The sequence below is a fragment of the Trinickia mobilis genome (assembly GCF_017315705.1).
Classification (GTDB): Bacteria; Pseudomonadota; Gammaproteobacteria; order Burkholderiales; family Burkholderiaceae; genus Trinickia_A; species Trinickia_A mobilis.
The window spans coordinates 164,706-182,992 of sequence record NZ_JAFLRF010000006.1 but is presented as its reverse complement, the minus strand read 5'-3'; the positions used below and the strand labels follow the sequence as shown (position 1 = coordinate 182,992).

14 protein-coding genes and 1 pseudogene are annotated in these 18,287 nt (G+C 61.8%); 8 read left to right on the top strand and 7 right to left on the bottom strand.

What is annotated here, in order from left to right:
• The first annotated feature begins 24 nt into the window (after positions 1–24).
• Both J3489_RS11020 and J3489_RS11015 read left to right on the top strand, forming a co-directional pair.
• Positions 25–1,386, top strand: coding sequence for an MFS transporter (locus J3489_RS11020; RefSeq protein WP_206997809.1), 1,362 nt, complete (start codon positions 25–27; stop codon positions 1,384–1,386).
• Positions 1,387–1,546: 160 nt separating this feature from the next.
• On the top strand, positions 1,547–2,440 hold the full coding sequence (locus J3489_RS11015) for a LysR family transcriptional regulator (RefSeq protein ID WP_206997807.1): 894 nt from the start codon (positions 1,547–1,549) through the stop codon (positions 2,438–2,440).
• Here J3489_RS11015 and J3489_RS11010 read toward each other — a convergent pair.
• On the bottom strand, positions 2,429–3,103 hold the full coding sequence (locus tag J3489_RS11010; protein WP_206997806.1) for a TetR/AcrR family transcriptional regulator: 675 nt from the start codon (positions 3,101–3,103) through the stop codon (positions 2,429–2,431). The two genes, J3489_RS11015 and J3489_RS11010, sit on opposite strands and share 12 nt — an antisense overlap.
• A 63-nt stretch (positions 3,104–3,166) precedes the next feature.
• Between J3489_RS11010 and J3489_RS11005 the strand changes: the two genes are divergently transcribed.
• The 4 genes from J3489_RS11005 to J3489_RS10990 all read left to right on the top strand — a co-directional run bounded on the left by J3489_RS11005 (position 3,167) and on the right by J3489_RS10990 (position 10,497).
• Positions 3,167–5,296: an alpha/beta hydrolase fold domain-containing protein gene (locus J3489_RS11005; protein WP_206997804.1), complete on the top strand. Its 2,130-nt coding sequence runs from the start codon at positions 3,167–3,169 to the stop codon at positions 5,294–5,296.
• Positions 5,297–5,391: 95 nt separating this feature from the next.
• Entirely contained in the window at positions 5,392–7,083 is a 1,692-nt protein-coding gene (locus J3489_RS11000; protein ID WP_206997802.1) for a long-chain-fatty-acid--CoA ligase, read from the top strand.
• Between the two features lie 172 nt (positions 7,084–7,255).
• Positions 7,256–8,407, top strand: coding sequence for a porin (locus J3489_RS10995; protein WP_206997800.1), 1,152 nt, complete (start codon positions 7,256–7,258; stop codon positions 8,405–8,407).
• 449 nt (positions 8,408–8,856) lie between these two features.
• On the top strand, positions 8,857–10,497 hold the full coding sequence (locus J3489_RS10990; protein ID WP_206997798.1) for a fatty acid--CoA ligase: 1,641 nt from the start codon (positions 8,857–8,859) through the stop codon (positions 10,495–10,497).
• Positions 10,498–10,801: 304 nt separating this feature from the next.
• On the opposite strand, the gene J3489_RS10985 is transcribed toward J3489_RS10990, so the two are convergent.
• The 5 genes from J3489_RS10985 to gtdA form a co-directional block, all read right to left on the bottom strand.
• Positions 10,802–11,719 (bottom strand): LysR substrate-binding domain-containing protein, encoded by a 918-nt coding sequence (locus J3489_RS10985; protein ID WP_206997796.1) that lies wholly within the window; start codon positions 11,717–11,719, stop codon positions 10,802–10,804.
• 187 nt (positions 11,720–11,906) lie between these two features.
• The gene (locus J3489_RS10980; protein ID WP_206997794.1) at positions 11,907–13,115 is read right to left on the bottom strand and encodes a 3-hydroxybenzoate 6-monooxygenase; all 1,209 of its coding nucleotides are present in this window, start codon (positions 13,113–13,115) and stop codon (positions 11,907–11,909) included.
• 17 nt (positions 13,116–13,132) lie between these two features.
• On the bottom strand, positions 13,133–13,774 hold the full coding sequence (gene maiA, locus J3489_RS10975) for a maleylacetoacetate isomerase (RefSeq protein WP_206997793.1): 642 nt from the start codon (positions 13,772–13,774) through the stop codon (positions 13,133–13,135).
• Between the two features lie 22 nt (positions 13,775–13,796).
• Entirely contained in the window at positions 13,797–14,495 is a 699-nt protein-coding gene (locus J3489_RS10970; RefSeq protein WP_206997791.1) for a fumarylacetoacetate hydrolase family protein, read from the bottom strand.
• Positions 14,496–14,556: 61 nt separating this feature from the next.
• Positions 14,557–15,588 (bottom strand): gentisate 1,2-dioxygenase, encoded by a 1,032-nt coding sequence (gene gtdA, locus J3489_RS10965; protein ID WP_206997789.1) that lies wholly within the window; start codon positions 15,586–15,588, stop codon positions 14,557–14,559.
• A gap of 149 nt (positions 15,589–15,737) precedes the next feature.
• On the opposite strand from gtdA, the gene J3489_RS10960 reads away from it, so the two are divergent.
• A complete protein-coding gene (locus J3489_RS10960; protein ID WP_206997787.1) occupies positions 15,738–16,667 on the top strand; it encodes a LysR substrate-binding domain-containing protein in 930 nt (309 codons plus the stop codon).
• 94 nt (positions 16,668–16,761) lie between these two features.
• Here the strand turns inward: J3489_RS10960 and J3489_RS10955 are convergent.
• A pseudogene (locus tag J3489_RS10955) lies at positions 16,762–17,226 on the bottom strand (hypothetical protein); the annotation flags it as partial.
• Positions 17,227–17,577: 351 nt separating this feature from the next.
• Between J3489_RS10955 and J3489_RS10950 the strand changes: the two are divergent.
• On the top strand, positions 17,578–18,287 hold a 710-nt coding region (locus J3489_RS10950; protein WP_206998050.1), incomplete at its 3' end, for a metallophosphoesterase family protein.

Sequence of the window (18,287 nt, the reverse complement as noted above, 5' to 3'; positions counted from 1 at the left end):
AAAACCATGGAGACGGAGACCGGCATGACCAATAGCGATGCCGCTGCAGGTGTTGAGACTTCAGAGGCGCGGCTGGAGCGCGCGCTGTATGCGCGTATCGGATGGCGGATTTTGCCGATCCTGCTCCTTGGGTACATATTCGCGTATCTGGACCGGATCAACATTGGTTTTGCCGCGCTACAAATGAAGGCGGACCTTGGGTTCACCGACGCCATCTATGGCCTGGGGGCGGGAATATTCTTCGCCGGCTACCTCGCTTGCGAGGTGCCGAGCAACCTGCTGCTGCAAAGGGTGGGTGCGCGGCTGACGATGGCGCGGATCATGATCTGCTGGGGAGTGACGTCGTGCTGCATGATGTTTGTGCGGACACCCTCCATGTTCTATATCTTGCGCGTGCTGCTCGGCGTCTTCGAGGCTGGCCTTACACCTGGCGTCGTCTTTTATCTGACGCTGTGGTATCCGGAGGCGCGGCTCGCGAGGGTGACGGCGCTTTTTCTGAGCGGAAGCGTAATGGCCGGATTGCTGGGTTCGCCGGTTTCCGGTGTCGTGCTGGATGCGATGGCGGGTGTTCATGGATTGCGAGGATGGCAATGGCTGTTCCTGGTTGAGGGCCTTCCATCGATACTGCTAGGCGTTGTCTCACTATGTCTCCTGCCAGACGGACCGCAACGTGCGCGCTGGCTATCCGAGGCTGAACGTCGCCAGGTCTCGGCCGGGTTGCCGGCAGGGCGCAACCGGGGTCACGGCGGATTCGGAGCGGCATTGCGCGATTCCAATGTGTACGCCATAGCATTTGCATGGTTCACCGTTATCTGCGGGACTTACGCAGTATCGTTCTGGATGCCGATGATGATGCGCAGCGCAGGAGCGCACGCAGCGTCTTCGATTGGCTTGTGGTCCATCATCCCCTATGGCGTGGGCGCGATGGGGATGATAGTGCTGTCGCGGCACTCGGATCGGACGCTTGAGCGACGCCGGCATGCCGCCGGTTGCGCATTGGCCGGTGCCGCGGCTCTCGCGCTGCTTCCCGTGGTGGGCAACAACTTTCCGCTGACGCTTGTCGCGCTGACCGTCGCGACGGTTTCGGTTTTCAGCGCGATGCCGATACTGTTCTCGATTCCAATGACGTTACTCTCGCCGCGTGCTGCGCCCGGAGGAATCGCCCTCATCAATTCGATCGGTCAGACGGGTGGATTTCTTAGCCCGTTCATGCTCGGCTGGGTCAAGACTTCAACAGGCAGCCTGAATATCGGCTTGTATGTCATTGCCGCGCTGCTTGGCCTTGGAGCCGTTGTCATGATCAAGATCGTCAAGACTTCGCCAAAACAGGTTCGATGCGTGGACGAGGATGCGGTACCCGTCGCGCAACGGACTACCGATCGCTGAAAGTCCACGCAAGCCGTCGAGCGCACCGGTTCGGAGAAATTCCGCGGCATCGGTCAAACTGTGCTCCGACGAATATTTCGCGCAGCCGCGGTATAAAATCCTTTCGTGCACGATTTGACGATCTCGTGATTTTCCGGACCACAGGAAGTGTTGGCGGGCGATGGATATAAAACAGCTGCGTTACTTTGTCCGGGTTGCGGAACTGGGCAGCGTCGGAAAGGCGTCCGACGTCCTTGACATTGCTCAACCCACACTCAGTCGGCAAGTCCGCGCACTTGAGGTTGAACTGAAGGTCACGCTGTTTTCGCGAAACGGTCGTGGTGTGGTTTTGACGCCCGCTGGTCGCCGGTTCCTCGAACATGCCAGGGGAGTCCTTCACGCTGCCGACTTCGCATTGATCGCGTTGAAAGAGGGCGAGTCAGCGTATGAGGGGCGTGTCATTGCCGGCTTTACGCCAAGTGTCGGCCGCACTCTGATTCCTACCTTTGTCGAGCGCTTCATAGAGCGCTTCCCCAAAGCTTCGTTGAGCCTCGTCGAGGGATATTCGAGTTCGCTGCATGAGCAGTTGCTGGTCGGCAGCCTCGATTTCGCAATTCTCCAGAACCCGGCCGCGTCCCCTAACCTGGTCATCGACCCTATCGCGACGCAGGATCTGTATCTGATCGGTGCGAGTCCGATCGGGCCGAGGCATGACGAGGTCGAGTTGAGGGAGCTCGCTCATGTGCCTCTGATCATGCCTCATGCGCCCCATACCATTCGGCCGCTTCTCGAATATGAGGCCGCGCGCTTAGGCATCATGCTTACGATGACCTTCGAGATCGATGCTGTTCGCTCGATAGTTGAGCTGGTTGAGCGCGGCGTCGGCTATACGGTGATGCCGATCAACTCGCTGCGTCGCAGTGATTACCCTGGGTTACATTGGCAAAAAATCGTCTCTCCAAAGATACAGGTCACCCTATCGATGATTACGCCGATCAAGAGGCCGCAAACCCCGCTCCCAGTTGAGGCAGCGAGCTTGGCGAAGGAAACCTTGAGCGGGCTTTTATTGGACTAGCAGGGACCGCGTTTCCTCCGACGGCTCTGCGGTGAGTACGCTTTCAAAGCTGTCCATCAAGCTGGACACGGCGTATTGCGGGGACCAGAGCCCTCCCGAATCGCGATTGTCCCGACTCGCTTCCCACGCTGCCAGTGCGGCATTGCCGTAGATGCCGACGAGCGACAGTCTGTGATCGACTATTGCCGGCGGAATAGGGGAAAGCAGGTTTCGGAGCTGAGCGTTGCAACGCTGATAACCCAGATTCCACTTGTTTTCCAGCGCCTCCCGCAAGAACGCGCGGTTGTTCAACTGCAAGTTGGCGATCATGCGGATGTACGTCGCCTGACCCGTGCGATCCGCCAGATCGAGCATCGGAAAGAGCAGCGCGCCCAATACCGCTCGCACGTTCATCCCGCCCTCCGCCTCCAGTCTGTCGAGCCGCGCCTGACGGTCCTCGTCGATAAGGCGCGCACCGTCGACTACCAGTTCGCGCGCCAGTTCAAGTTTGTTCCCGAAGTAGTAGCGCAGCGAGGCGCTGTTTCGCTGCCCTGCGGCGGAGATGATGTCCTGCACGGACACCCCGTCCAATCCGCGCAGCGCGAACAGGCGTTGGGCTTCTTCCTTTAAGCGAATTCGCGTCTCCGCCCCGTCCGAGCGAAGGGTTTTCCCTGACGTCGTCATTACTTTACCGTTTCGAGTTAATTAACTACACTAGGTTAACTAACCAAGTTGGAGAAACTTAGCATGAAAGTCGTGGTTGTTGGAGGAGGCATTGGTGGGCTCACGACCGCTCTGGCGCTGCTGCGCCACGGCATCGAGCCGATTGTACTGGAGCGCGCCCCGCAGCTGACGGAGGTCGGCGCGGGCGTCCAGATCGCGGCGAACGGCACGATCGTGCTGCGGGAATTGGGGCTTGAACCCGCGCTGGCGCAGATCGCGACAGTGCCGGAACGCTTTGACTACCTCGAACTGTCGACGGGGCGTCTCTTGTACGTTGCGCCGCTGGGCAAGGAGGCGGAGGCACGTTATGGCGCGTTGCTCTACAACGTCCACCGCGCCGACCTGATCGACCTGCTCGCGAAGGCCGTGCCGCCCAATGTGATCCGGCTGGGGGCGGAGTGCGCGTCGGTTTCCCAGGACGACGAGGGCGCCTACGTCACGCTGCAAAATGGCGAAGTGATTCGCGGCGACGCGGTGATCGGCGCGGATGGCATTCACTCCGCCGTTCGGACGGCCCTTCGGGGACCCGAAGAGAAGCAGTTCGCCAACATTCTGATGTGGCGCTCGCTCATCCCTGCCGACCGGCTCACCGGCCTGAAGCTGCCGGTGGCGGGGAACAACTGGTTCGGCATCGGCAGAAATATCGTCTCGTACTGGGTTCGCAAGGACCTCTACAGCATTCTTGCGTCGGTGCCGGCAACCGAAGTGAGCCGCGAGTCGTGGACGCAGTCGGGGGACGTCGAGCAACTGCGGCGCTCGTTCGAGGGTTCCGAGCCCACCGTCCAGAAGATGCTGGAAGCCGTGGACTCGGCGTTCATCACGGGGATGTACCACCGGGATCCGATCGAACACTGGAGTACCGGACGGATCGCCCTGCTCGGCGACGCCGCGCATGCGATGGTGCCCTACCTGGCGCAAGGCGCCTGCCAGGCGATCGAAGACGCATGGGTCCTCGCCGCCTGTCTCAAGAACCATGGCCGGGCCGGCGTTCAGGACGCGCTGCTGGAATACGAACGGCGCCGCCAGCCGCGTACTACGCGGATTCAGGCGGGCGCGCGATTTGTCGTCGATTGGGCGCACGAGCCCGACGAGGCGCGTGTACGCCAGCGTAACGGACGCCTGAAGGGACTCTCGCGTATCGATCCGCTGGCAGAGGCTTCGTGGTCGTTCGCCTGGGGGCACGACATCCTCGAGGCCGCCAAGCTGCCGCCGGGCGAGGTCGTAGGCTTGAGCGCGGCACGCGAAGGAAAGCGGATGGCGCGCCCCGAAAGCCAGCGCGCTTTCGACCTCTGGAAGGGCGTGTTCAAGCCGGATGACATTGCGCGTGGCGACCGGGGGCAGCGTGCAGCCTACGAACGGTTCCTTCTGGAGCAATTCCCTGCGCCGGCAAGCACCGAAGTGACGGACGTCGATCTTCACGGGGTGAGCTCGTTGCGTGTGGTTGCAGCGGGAGCCGCGCAAAAGGCGACCGTGTTGCACTTCCACGGCGGCGGCTACGTGCTGGGTTCGGCAAAGAGCTCGGTTGAATACGCAAGCCGTCTCTCGCGCGCCCTGAACGGTCCGTGCTACACGGTCGACTATCGCCTCGCGCCCGAGCATCCGTATCCGGCGGCATTCGACGACGCATTCGGCGCCTATCGCGGCTTGCTCGCTTCGGGTGTCGATCCGTCGACGGTGTTCCTGAGCGGCGAATCGTCCGGGGGCGGCCTCGCCCTGGCGCTGGCTGCTGCGTTGCGTCGCGCGGGGCTGCCGTTGCCGGCCGGCGTCATTGCAATCTGCCCGCTCACTGACCTCACGCTTGGCGGCCCCTCCGTCAGGGCGAATTCGGGAGACGATCCGGCCGCGAATCGCGAGACGCTTTCCAACCTCGTCGCGTCTTACTTCCAGGGCCACGAGCCGACCGACCCGATGGTGTCGCCGCTGTTCGCGGACCTCGCCGACCTTCCGCCGGTATTCCTTTCGGCCGTCGAGGGAGAGGTGCTGGAGAGCGACACGACTCGCTTTGCACAGCGGGCAAGGACAGCCGGCGCGAACGTGAAGCTGAAGAGGGTGGCCGATTCGGTTCACGTCTTCACGCTCTTCCCGTTCTTGCCGGAAACCGCCGAGACGCTCGAGGAAATCGGCCAGTGGAGCCGCGAGCTCCTTCAGAAGTAGAGCGACGCATCCGCCTCATGGCGCCAGGTTCGGATGCGATCGGTTTCAAGGCGCTGCGCCATATCACTGCATTTCGTCTCATGCTCGGAGTAGACATGACGGCAACATCAACGCGTCGGCTGGTCGACGTGCCGCGGCAACTATCCGCGCCGCAGACATCGCTGTACACGAATCTCGAAATCGCCTCGAACCGCCATCCGGAAAAGGCCGCAATTCTTTACTACGGCACTACCGTGAGCTACCGGCAGTTGCAATACGAAGTTCAAGCGCTGGCGGGATTCCTGCAGCAGCACTGCGGCATCGCCCGGGGTGACCGCGTCGTCCTGTACATGCAGAACAGTCCGCAGTTCGTCGTCGCCTTCTATGCGGTCCTGCGCGCGGATGCGGTAGTCGTGCCCGTCAATCCGATGAACCGGACTTCGGAGCTGCAACACATTCTTGAAGATAGCGGGGCTAGCGTCGCCTTCGTCGGCGAAGAACTCATGGAGCACGTACGGTCGCTGCCGGGCCGCCGCGTGGACTATGTGATCGCTGCACGTTATGCCGACTATCTTTGCGACCCGACCGATCTGCCGCTGCCCGACGTCCTGACATCGTCCGAACCGCGGCCTCGTGCAGAATCTGTCGACGGCCATGCTGCCGTCATCGGCTGGAACGACGCGCTCACGCGCGCATGCGTTGCGCGCGATCACGAATCCCGGCCCGAGGATTTGGCGGTCATTCCGTATACGTCCGGCACGACCGGTCGCCCCAAAGGGTGCATCCATACCCATCGCAGCGTGATGCATTCAACGGTCTCGTGCGCAGAATGGCCGGGCCTCGCGAACGAGAGCGTGATGCTGTGCTCCGTGCCGTTGTTCCACGTCACCGGCATGCAGAACTGCATGAACATGCCGATATACATCGGCGCCACGACGGCGATCATGACCCGATGGGACGCGACATGCGCCGCGCACCTGATCGAACGCCACCGCGTCAGCACATGGGTCACCGTTCCCGCAATGCTCATCGACCTGCTGAACCTGGCGGACGTCGACGAGTTCGACCTGAGTTCCATTGCGTACCTGAGCGGCGGCGGTGCCGCGATGCCGCAGGCTGTCGCGCAGCAGATCCAGGAGCGTTGGGGCATCCCGTACGTAGAAGGGTACGGCCTCACCGAGACGATGGCGGCGACCCACATCAATCCGCCGAAGCACAGCAAGCAACAGTGCATGGGCGTGCCGGTCTTCAACACGGATTCACTCGTTGTCGATCCCGAGACGCTCGAGCCTCTCGGTGAAGGACAAACAGGCGAGATTCTCGTCAGCGGACCTCAAGTTTTCGACGGGTATTGGAAATCTCCGGAAGCCACGCAAGATGCCTTCGTTCTGATCGATGGGAAGCGATACTTGCGCACCGGAGACCTCGGCTACGTGGATCGGGACGGATACTTCTTCATCGTCGACCGGCTAAAGCGCATGATCAACGCCTCCGGCTACAAAGTCTGGCCGGCCGAAGTCGAGGCCATGCTGTTCGAGCATCCCGCCGTACAGGAGGCGTGTGTCATTGCGACTCACGATCCGCGTCGAGGCGAGTCGGTAAAGGCGGTCATCGTGCTTCGGAGCGGCGAGCACGCGACGGAAGAAGACATTGTGTCGTGGGCCCGCGAGCGCATGGCGTCCTATAAGGTTCCGCGCGTCATTCAGTTTGCCGCCGGCTTGCCCCGCACCGCGAGCGGAAAGATCCAGTGGAGACTGCTGCAGGAAGACGAAACGCAGTGTTCGATGCGCTCGCACCGCGGAATGTAAGTTTTCTGGCAGTTGTCGTCGAAGTTTCCGGGCAACGTGCGGTATTGGGCGCAACGCCTTGATCGGAGCCGGTGCCGTAATCAAGCGCTCGTACTCAGCCGGCAATCGATAAGTTGCAGATGTGGTTCGTATGTTTCGCAGTACGACATAATCATAATATTGGAGTTGATGGATGAGGAAGGTAAGGAGATTGTTCGGAAAAGAGCTGCATCGACGCAAGGCCGGCGCGGCGGTGGCCATCATGTCTGCCGCGACGCTGTACTCCGTCTCAGCAGCCGCGCAGTCGTCGGTAACGCTTTACGGCCTCGTGGATACGGGAATTCGCTACACGACTCATGCGGATCGGCAAGGCGATTCACGCGTCGAGCTCGCCAGCGGCGAAAACGAGAGCCACTTCGGATTCGAGGGAGCGGAAGACATTGGCGGCGGAACGAAGGTCCTGTTCGACCTCGAGGATCGCTTCTTCCCGAACTCCGGGGCGACCGACCCCGCCTATCCGTTCTTCAATACGGCTTTTGTTGGCGTGCAGTCGAGCCGTTACGGCAAGTTGACCATGGGGCGTCAGGTCAATCCACTTGCCGACGCGGTTCTGAGCGCGTTCGTGACCAATCCATGGCTCCCGACTTTCTACCAGTTTCGGCCGGAAGTCATGATGGCTCAGGGCGTGTGGACAAGCAACATGGTCAAATACGCAGCGAGATGGCAATACCTGACGGCTGAGGTGTCGTATGTGTTTGGCGGCAATGCAGGCGCATTTGGTGCGGGAAGTCAGATTGGGGCATCGCTGCTCTATTTGCCCGGCGCACCATTGCGCCTGGCGGCCGCGTACCTGGACTCGCGCGATGCCGTGAACGCTTCCGCGCACCTCAAATCCTGGACTGCCGGCGGGTCGTATACGTTCGGAAATACGACGCTCACGGCAGGCTGGGCCGTGAACCGGCAGGACGCAGGGTTTGTCGGCAATTTCCCTAACGGGCCATTCAGCGCGCCGGAATTGACCGCGCTTGAATTCAATACGTTCAGTTCCCGGCAAATGTTTTTTGGCGGGGTGACGCAGCAGGTAGCGGACGTGATTCACCTTTCCGCGAATGTGTGGCGCACGATTCAGACCGGGAAGACGCAAGCAGCCAATGGGAACGCGACGCAGTTCCAGCTGCTTGCGGACTATAACTGGTCGAAACGCACGGATACCTATTTGGAAGCCGACTACTCGCTGTACCGCGGCGGATTGGTTGGCGCCCAGTTCCAAGGCATCAACGCCCTGAGCTCGGCGTACGGCACGACCCAGCTAGGCATCATGGCTGGCTTGCGGCATATGTTTTAACCGGAGAGCGATCGCTCGATCGCTACGACATCGCGCGGGCGTGGCTGACGGCTCGTCATGGAGGTTTGTCCAAACCCGTTACCCGCCTCGATGACTGCCGGGATCGCCTCCTTGCCGTCTTCGCGAAGCGTGAAGTCTTTTTAGCCTGCCGTTTGAAGCCGTCAAAGTACATAAGTGCTGAAGAGGCGCATTCAGGCCGCTGGACTAGGAACTCGACTTTACTAGCCTGGACCGGACCTGACAGGTAGTCGGGGAAGCGAAATAAGGAAGGCGATTCAGTGCGAAATCAGTCTCTCCCCCGGCTGCGTCCACGGCACTCCCCCATTCAGGGGGTACTTCCCGAGTCCTGACACCTGGATGATTGTCCCAACGGGATGTCACAGCAGGGCGAGAAAAATAACTAGATCGGCATTCGCTTGCAATCCATTTTGGGACTAAAGGAGATATCGATGCAGGACGAAGTCAAGACGATAGGGTCCACCGCCTACGCCTATCCGTTGCTGATCAAGCAGCTGTTGCTCACGCCGTTCGTTCAGGCCCGGGACGAGGAGATCGTCTACCGAGATCGGTTCCGGATGACCTATGCGACGTTGCGCGAGCGTATCGCACGCCTCGCCAACGGTTTGAGCCAACTTGGCGTGCAGCACGGCAACACCGTCGCGGTGATGGATTGGGACAGCCACCGCTATCTCGAATGCTATTTCGCGGTTCCGATGATGGGCGCTGTCTTGCAGACCGTGAACGTGCGCCTGTCACCGGCAGAAATCGCCTATACGATCAATCACGCCGGCGCGGAAACCCTCCTGGTTCACACTGATTTTCTGCCGGTCGTCGAAGCGATCAAGGACAAACTGGAAACAGTGCGTACTTTCATCTGGATCGATGAGTCAAGCTGTGAATGTGCACACAGTATTCCCTTCTCGGCTGAATACGAGGCGATGCTGTCGGCAAATAGCACGCGCTACGCGTTTCCGGACTTTGACGAGAACACTCGTGCAACGACCTTTTACACCACCGGTACGACCGGTCTTCCGAAAGGCGTCTACTTTACGCATCGGCAGCTGGTTCTGCACACCATCACCCTCATGGCGGCACTGGCGAGCCCTGTCTCGGGACAGCGTTTCCATCGTGGCGACGTGTACATGCCGCTCACCCCGATGTTTCACGTCCACGCGTGGGGCATGCCGTATATCGCCACGGTTCTGGGTGTGAAGCAGGTCTATCCCGGGCGCTATTTGCCGGACCGGCTCGCACGGCTCGTGCGCGAAGAGGGCGTCACGTTCTCGCATTGTGTCAGCACGATCCTGCACATGCTGCTCTCGTGCGAGGAGGCGAAGGCGACGGACTTGAGCAAGTGGAAGATCGTCATCGGCGGCAGCGCGTTGCCGCAAGGGCTCGCCCAAGCGGCGCTAGACCGGGGCATCGACGTGTTCGTCGGTTACGGGATGTCGGAAACTTGCCCGGTGCTCAGCCTCGCGCAGCTTCCGCCCGGGGCCGAAGCGCTCGACGCCGACGCGCAGCTTCGCCTGCGCTGCAAGACCGGCCGGCCTGTTCCTCTCGTCGACCTGCGTGTCGTCGGCGACAACATGGACGATCTCGTTCACGACGGCAAGGCCGCCGGCGAGATCGTCGTGCGCGCACCGTGGCTCACGCAGGGCTATCTGAACAATGCCGAGGCTTCCCAGCAGCTTTGGGCCGGCGGCTATCTCCATACGCAGGACATTGCCAATATCGATCCGGCGGGCAACATCCAAATCACCGACCGTCTCAAGGACGTGATCAAGTCCGGCGGGGAGTGGGTTTCATCGCTCGAGATAGAAAATCTGATCTCGCAATACGAGGGCGTTTCCGAAGTGGCCGTCATCGGCATCAAGGATGAGAAGTGGGGGGAGCGACCGGTGGCGCTGGTCGTGCTCAAGGAGGGAGCGGCAGTCACGGAGGACGACATCAAGCAGCACGTACTGTCGTTAAGCACATCGGGAAAGATATCGAAATACGCGGTGCCGCAGATCGTGAAGTTCGTCGATGAGCTCGGAAAGACGAGTGTCGGCAAGCTCAACAAGAAGTGGCTGCGCGAGCAGTTCGCCTGATCGGTGAAGACCTTGCCAGGAGTGCGCGGTAGCGACGCCTCGCCGCCGCTGCTCTTGTTCAACGGCATCGGCGCGAATCTCGAACTGGTTGAGCCGTTCGTTGCGGCACTGGACGACGTGACAGTCATCGTCTTCGACGTCCCCGGCGTTGGCGGCTCGCCCGTCCCCCTGATCCCGTATCGCGGCCACGTCTGCCGGGGTGATCATGGTGCCTGCGCGGCTGTCGGTGCTTTCAAAACTGATCGGCCCGCGGCGCTATACCGATCCGGCCTTCGGGGCGGCGGGGGCTTTGAAGGCGGGCGCTCTACCACGTCCGGGTCAGCTCTTCGAATCCCGCAACGAGCGCGTCGAGCAGGTGACGAACGGCCGGAACCATGCCTCGGCGCGTGGGGAAAACCGCATGCACGAGCCCCGGCGTCGTAGACAGATCCGGCAGCAGATGTCGCAGCGTTCCGGCCTGAATGTCGGCGGCCACCAACTCCCGAGGCAGCACTGCCACGCCGAGTCCCCCTATCGCCGCAATCCGCAGGCTGGCCAGGTCGTCCGTCGCCAATCGGGGCTGATGCGTCCAGGACGTCACCTGCCCGTTAGCGTTCGTCAGATTCCAGACAAATTTCTCGCTGCCGCTGGCCATTGAGAGCGTGGGCCATTCCCTCAAGGATTCGATCGAGTTGGGCGCCGGATGGCGCGCCGCCAATTCTGTACCGGCGACCAGAATCTGGATGGACAAGCCCAGTTGCCGAACCGCGAGATCGGTGTTTTCCAGTGGCGGAAGCCTGACCCGGATCGCAAAGTCCAGGCCTTCCTCGACCACGTCCACACGGCGGTTCGTCGCATCGAGCAGAACCTGCACTTGGGGATTGTCCTGAATGTATTGCGAAATGATCGAGGAGACGCCGGAGTTCAGTAGTGCCACGGGGCAACTGATTCGCACGGTGCCCTGCGGCTTGCTCCGCGTCTGGTCCACCATGTCTTTGGCGGCCTTGGATTCTGACACCAGGGCAATGCAATGCTGGTAGAACTGCCGCCCGGTTTCCGTCAAAGACAAGCTTCGGCTCGTGCGATTGAGCAGACGGACGCCAAGCTCCTCCTCCAATGCGCGAATGCGCCGGCTGAGCTTCGACGTCTGGGCGCCGAGGCTGCGGGCGGCTGCTGTGAAGCTGCCGTGCTCGACCACCTGCGCGAAGAGCCGAAGGTCATTGAGGTCAGTGATCTGATCCATTGGTACGCTCCAACCGAATCTTGTCGTTCTACCAGAGGCCATCCTCCGTTGCAATTTCGACCAGATCGTTGGGCACCGCGAGGCGCTGCTGGCAGGCGCAGGCGTCGGGTTGATTCATCGCTACGCCGTCGATGCCGACATCCGCGATGGGCGGCTCGTCCAGTTGCTCGCAGGTAGTCGGGCCGCGTCAGACGACGCCTTTCAAACACGCGTCGGCGCGCCATCCGTGCAACCACTGCAACGCGTCGTAGAACTGCTCCTGCGTGCGCTCGACCCACAGCGAGTTGCGCACCAGACGCTCGACGCCCTTCGCATGATAAATCCGGCCCATCTCCCGAGCCGAATACAGCACGCGCGCCGTGCGCGGAATGCGTGCTCTTTCATACAGCGCGAACGCGGAGTCGAAGTCACCATCGGCGGCTTCGATAGCCGCTCCGAGCGTGACTGCATCCTCGAGCGCCTGACATGCGCCCTGCGCGAGGTACTGCGTCATCGGATGAGCCGCGTCACCGAGCAACGTGACACGGCCAATGCTCCAACGCTCGACAGGATCGCGGTCGGCCGTGGCCCAACGCTTCCACGAGGTTGGGCGGTCCAGCATTTGATGCGGCAATGGGTGAATGCCTTCGAAATACGACAGCACCTCCTCCTTGCTGCCGTCGGTGACACCCCATTGCTCCTGTTGACGGCTATGGAACGTCACGACGAGGTTGTATTGCTGGCCGCCGCGCAACGGATAGTGCACGAGGTGACAGTGCGGTCCGGCCCACACCACCGGCGCGTTGATCCGGAGATCGGCCGGCATGTTCTCCAAGTCGACCACTGCGCGATAGACGACATGCCCGGTCACATGATGGTCGTCGCCGATCAGGGCGGCGCGTATCACTGACTTGACGCCGTCGCAGCCGATGACTGCATCGGCCCGATACCGCGTGCCGCGTTGATCGGTGACGGTCACACCGCTTTCATCTTGCGCGAGAGACTGCACCTGCGTGTTGGTGCGAAACTGAATCAGCGAACTCGCCTGAACCGCTTCGAGGATCGACAGGTGAATATCCGCGCGATGGATCACGGCATAAGGATTGCCGAAGCGCTGCCGATACGGCGCGCCGACGTCGATTCGCACGACCTCGCTGGCGTCGACTGCATCCATCAGCTTCAGATAGTCGGTAAAGACCGCGCGACGGCGAGTCGCCTCTCCCACGCCGAGCGCGTCGAGCGCGTTGAAGGCGTTCGCTGCGAGCTGGATGCCGGCGCCGATCTCTCCGATCTCGGGCGCCTGTTCCAGCAATTCGACGCTGATATTCTGCCGGGCCAGCGCAAGCGCCGCGGCGAGGCCGCCGATGCCGCCGCCGACCACGATCACACGGCGAGTGCCCTTGCTTGTCCTACTCATGTCTGTCCTCCGCTGGCTCAAGCTTTGTAATCCGGCTGGCGCGCGGGCCGGGCCACGTCGAACGCCGGGTGTTCGATCGCGTGTTGGTAAACCGCAAGGCTGCGCGGGTAGGCGCCCAGATCGCAGCCCATTCGTTGCGCGTTTGCGATTTGCGGCACGAGGCAGCAATCGGCCAGCGTAGGCTCCGCGCCGAAGGACCACGGACCGCGGCCATATCGCGCGAGCAAACGCTCGACACTCGCCATGCCTTGCGCAATCCAGTGCCGGTACCACGCATCCTTCTGTTCCGGCGTCACGCCAAGCACGTCCTGCACGTAGCGCAGCACGCGCAGGTTGTTGAGCGGGTGGATGTCGCACGCAATCAAATAAGAAAGTTCGAGCACGCGTGCCCGAGCTTCGACCTCGAGCGGAACCAGCCGGGGCTCCGGATAATGCGCGTCCAGCCATTCGATGATCGCGAGCGACTGTCCCAGGTGAAAGCCGCCATCGACGAGCGCAGGTACCGATGCCGACGGATTGACGTGGTCGACATAGTCCGGCGCGCGATGAGCGCCTGCACGGATATCGACCGGCAGGTAGTCGTATGCGAGCCCTTTGAGCGCGAGCGCGATCCGCACACGCCAGGACGTCGAACTGTTGAAAAAGCTATGAAGCTGCACGATAGCGTCCGCCAGGTTGGGTTCAGACGACTCGCACCGTCAGTTCGCCGAGACGCTCGACGCCGACGGCCATCACATCCCCGGCCTTCACCGCGCCGACGCCTTCAGGCGTGCCGGTAAAGATCACATCGCCTGCTTCGAGACGGAAGAACCTGGAGAGATCGGCGACCGTTTCGGCCACCGACCAGATCAGATGGGACACATCGCTCTTCTGCTTCGTCTCGCCGTTGACCGTAAGCCACAACGCGCCCTGCTCGAAATGACCGACCGAGCTGGCCGGGTGAACCGGGCCGACCGGCGCCGAACGGTCGAACGCCTTGCCGATTTCCCACGGGCGGCCCATCTCGCGCATCTTCATCTGCAGGTCGCGCCGCGTCATGTCGAGGCCGACCGCATAGCCCCAGACGTGGTCGAGCGCCTGACTCAGCGGAATGTCCGAGCCACCCTTGCCGATGACGGCGACCAGTTCCGCCTCATAGTGGTAGTTCTGCGTCTGCGCCGGGTAGGCGAGTTCGAGCGTGTCGCCGTGCGCGACCGGCACCACGGCGTCGGCGGGCTTGCAGAAGAAGAACGGCGGCTCGCGGTCCGGATCGAAACCCATCTCGCGCGCATGTGCCGCGTAGTTGCGGCCGACGCAGTAAACGCGGCGCACCGCAAACAGGTCGTCGCTGCCGGCGACGGGAATCCCGACGGGTGCTTCGGGCGGGAAAACAAATGCCATGATGATCGACTCGCTCGTGCAAAAGGAGGAAACAGAGGGATGCGACAGGTGGGTGCGCGGCTCAGATGCGCTCTTCGCGCAGCAGGTTCAGCGCAGCGAGCACCGGCCGGTCGGAATAGCTGAACAGGACGCTCTCGGCGAGCGCCGACAAGCGCACCGGCTGCCATGACGGTGCGACAAACACGTCGTGCTTCGAGAACGAAAACTCGGCGTCGCCGATGTGCGCCGTGCCATGCCCTTCGACCACGCAATAGACCGTGGCGTCGGTGCTGCGCGAGGTTCGGCCCTGGAAGCCGGCCGGCAGGTACTGCATGAACGTTGCCATCGTCGGCATCGGCCAGCCACCCGTCATCGGGTTCACATAGCGCAGCTTCACGCCGTCCCACGCGTCGAGATCGCCGTGGCGATACAGCTTGTCCAGTGCCTCGCGGCTGCGTTCGTACGGATAACTGAAGATCGGCGAGGTGGGATCCGATACGCGTTCACGCACCGGCGCCATGTTGTGGCCGAAGCGGGCGAAGCTGTAGCCTTCGGGGCGCGTGACGGGTTGGGTCGCTTCCGGGAAGCTTTCCGCAAAGCCGGCGTCGAGACTGGCGACGAGCGGAATATCGAGTCCGTCGAGCCACACCACCGGCTCGCCGCCGTCCTCGGCGGACGGGTTGCCGTGGTCGTGCCACGTCCATGAGGGCGTGATGATGAAATCCCCGGGACGCATCGTCGTGCGTTCGCCGTTGACCGCGGTCCATGCCCCCCGGCCTTCGATGATGAATCGCAGCGCCGATTGCGTATGGCGATGACTGGGCGCGATCTCGCCGGGCAGGATCAGCTGAAGTCCGGCGTAAAGACTCGGCGTAATGCTCGACTTGCCCGGCAGTCCGGGATTTTCCAGCACCAGCACCCGGCGCACCGCTTCTTCGGCACTGATGACTGCGCCCGCCTGCATCACCAGGTCGCGAATCTGTGCGTACTGCCATATCGCCGCCTTCGCTTGCGGCTTCGGTTGAGGGGGCACGAGGTTGTGGAGCGATTCCCAGAGCGGCGCCATCTGCCGCCGGGCGATCAGTTCGTAGTAGGCGGCGCGGTGTTCGTTCATGTCGTCTCCTTGATCGGTCGCTCTGGCATGGTGCCGGTCTCGTTTGATGGATCGTCTGCATCATTTATACGCTTTTGAGATATACCCCGTAAAATAACGAATTCCTATAATCCATACTTTTTTGGATATGGCTCCAATGAGGTGGCGTGATGGACTGGACCTATCGACTGCGCCTGAGGCATCTGCAGGTACTTCTCAGTCTGGCCGAGACCGGCAACCTCAGCCAGTCGGCGGCAGACCTCAATACGACACAGCCCGCGCTATCCAAGTGGCTCAAGGAACTCGAAGCGGATGTCGGATTGCCCCTGTTCGAGCGGCATGCGCGTGGTCTCAGGCCGACTGCCTACGGTGATTCGCTGATCGAGCACGCCCGGCGCATCGAGGCGCATCTCGATGGCGCGCGCGACGATATGCAGGCCTTGCGCGACGGCGGCAGCGGGCTCGTGGCAATCGGTACGTCGGGCGTAGCGTCCTCGGATACGGTGCCGCTTGCCGTATCGCGTCTGTTGCTGCGTCTGCCGCGGGCGCAGGTGCGGCTTGTCGAAAGCACGATGAACCTGTTGATTCCACAGCTCATCCGCGGCGAACTGGACATCGTCGTCGGCCGCTCGGCTCCTGAAAATGCGGACCCGCAGATCGAAGCCGAGATTCTCTATATGGAGCCGATTCATTTGGTCTGTCGGCCGCAACATCCATTGGCCGAGAGACGCACCCTCGACTGGGAAGATCTGCTCGCCTACCAGTGGATCGTGTGGCCTCGCGGCACGCCAGTGCGCACCGCGTTCGAGACTGCCCTCGCGGCCGCCGGACAGACGATGCCGAGTCGTTGCGTGGAATCGAATTCGACGATTCTCAACATTACGCTCCTCAACCACACCGATTTGTTGGGCGTCGCGTCGCATCGGGGCGCACTGCGTTTCGAGCGCATGAACGTTGTGAAGATTTTGCCGGTGCAACTCGCGGGGTTCGGTTCTGTGTCGATGTACTGGCGCCCCGACAGCCTCAGCCGGACTGCGGTCTCAGCCGCCCTGGATAGCTTGCGAGCCTGCGCGGGTGCCGGATCACCATGCGGCGATTGAGCTGGCTCTGCGCAGCCGGTCGGAAGGGGGAGGCGGGTTATGCGAGCTCGAGATCCCGCAGTCGTACGTCACGCATTAACCGGCGTCTTACGTATCCGTCGCAACCGTGTATCCACCCCGGCGCGAGCAGCGCAAGTTGCAAGCCCTGCGTGCCGCTCGTGATCAGCGAGATCACGATCCGTTCATAGTTCGGTTCGAAGCCATAGAGCGAAGCGGCGAGCCGGGTTCCCACCGCATGGCGGATAAGCAGTAAAGGAAGACTGAGTCCCGCCCACAGGCGAATCCATTCGGTAGGCGGGAGCGCCCAGTGGCGGCGTCCGTGGATCGTGTGCAAAGCCAGTGCAAAATGCAGGGAGGCCGCGCCGTACAGCAGGATCGTTCCGGGCATGCCGTGCCACAGATGCAGCGCCAATATGAGGCCACGTCCGGCAAGATCCAGCGACCAGATCCCCAGTGCGTGATTGACCAGGTGGAGAAAGAGATAGGTCAGCAGCACGACACCCGATCCGAGTTGCAATAGACGCAGAGACGGTTTCACCTTCTTTTCCTGATAGCTCATGCGAGGCATCGCTTCGATTGAGCATGTCCAAACCACGTGTACGTTTAATTCGCGGTATTGACCGGAGTGCCGCCGCCGGTGCTTTTGCTGACTGCGTTTTGTTGGGCGATAGGCAATGAGGAGACGCCGTTTCGTCGCCGGATATTCCCACGCCTTCAAAAAAACCGTTTGCCCGGCCGTGCAACCCGCTCGCCGTAGACTAGCCGGCAACGACAAGGCCACGAATTCATTCGAAATGTCCGGCAGGCGGGAATAAAACGGATGACCCGGCAGTATTAGCTCTCGAACCCATTCGGGAGGCCCGTTGGATGATCCGGCGGACTGCTTCCCGGACCTAATCGCGAGGGCACCATGTCGTCAGATCTTCCATCCGATCCGTCGCGCCGCGGCGCGTTGAAATGTCTCGCCTTCGGTGGCGTAGGCACCGTGTTTGTCCTGAGCGGCGGAATTCTCACGCCGGTGGAATTAGCCCTCGCGGCCACAGCGAAGGGCTCGTCAGCCGCCTCGGGGGTTCCCCTGTTCCTGCAGATCAGCGACTCTCATATTGGCTTCAACAAGGAAGCCAATCCGGATGTCGCGGGCACGCTCAGGCAGACGATTGACTTCGTCAACGCGATGCCGGTCAAGCCGGCGCTCGCGATTCACACGGGCGACATCACGCACCTTTCGAAGCCGGAGGAGTTCGACCTCGCGGCCCAGCTGCTGTCGGGCTTGAAGATCACCGAGCTGCACACCGTGCCCGGCGAGCACGATGTGACCGACGGGCCTGGTACCGAATACTTCAACCGCTTCGGTCAAGCCTCGGACAACAAAGGCTATTACAGCTTCGACCACAGCGGCGTGCACTTTGTCGCGCTCGTCAACGTCATGCATTTCAAGCCGAACGGCTTGGGCAGCCTGGGCGACGACCAGCTCGCCTGGCTGGAAAACGATCTGAAGGGCCGCTCGTCCAGTACGCCGATCGTCGTCTTCGCGCACATGCCGATGTGGACGATTTACGAACCGTGGGGGTGGGGCACTGGCGATGCCGGCCAGGCCATGAGCTATCTGAAGCGCTTCGG

Excerpts from the sequence above, each read along its gene's own strand:
- J3489_RS11020 (WP_206997809.1), top strand. The coding sequence starts at position 25 with ATGACCAATAGCGATGCCGCTGCAGGTGTTGAGACTTCAGAGGCGCGG.
- J3489_RS10980 (WP_206997794.1), bottom strand. The coding sequence starts at position 13,115 with ATGAGTAGGACAAGCAAGGGCACTCGCCGTGTGATCGTGGTCGGCGGC.
- J3489_RS10995 (WP_206997800.1), top strand. The coding sequence starts at position 7,256 with ATGAGGAAGGTAAGGAGATTGTTCGGAAAAGAGCTGCATCGACGCAAG.
- J3489_RS11000 (WP_206997802.1), top strand. The coding sequence starts at position 5,392 with ATGACGGCAACATCAACGCGTCGGCTGGTCGACGTGCCGCGGCAACTA.
- J3489_RS10960 (WP_206997787.1), top strand. The coding sequence starts at position 15,738 with ATGGACTGGACCTATCGACTGCGCCTGAGGCATCTGCAGGTACTTCTC.
- J3489_RS10990 (WP_206997798.1), top strand. The coding sequence starts at position 8,857 with ATGCAGGACGAAGTCAAGACGATAGGGTCCACCGCCTACGCCTATCCG.
- J3489_RS11015 (WP_206997807.1), top strand. The coding sequence starts at position 1,547 with ATGGATATAAAACAGCTGCGTTACTTTGTCCGGGTTGCGGAACTGGGC.
- J3489_RS11005 (WP_206997804.1), top strand. The coding sequence starts at position 3,167 with ATGAAAGTCGTGGTTGTTGGAGGAGGCATTGGTGGGCTCACGACCGCT.
- J3489_RS11010 (WP_206997806.1), bottom strand. The coding sequence starts at position 3,103 with ATGACGACGTCAGGGAAAACCCTTCGCTCGGACGGGGCGGAGACGCGA.
- J3489_RS10970 (WP_206997791.1), bottom strand. The coding sequence starts at position 14,495 with ATGGCATTTGTTTTCCCGCCCGAAGCACCCGTCGGGATTCCCGTCGCC.
- J3489_RS10985 (WP_206997796.1), bottom strand. The coding sequence starts at position 11,719 with ATGGATCAGATCACTGACCTCAATGACCTTCGGCTCTTCGCGCAGGTG.
- gtdA (WP_206997789.1), bottom strand. The coding sequence starts at position 15,588 with ATGAACGAACACCGCGCCGCCTACTACGAACTGATCGCCCGGCGGCAG.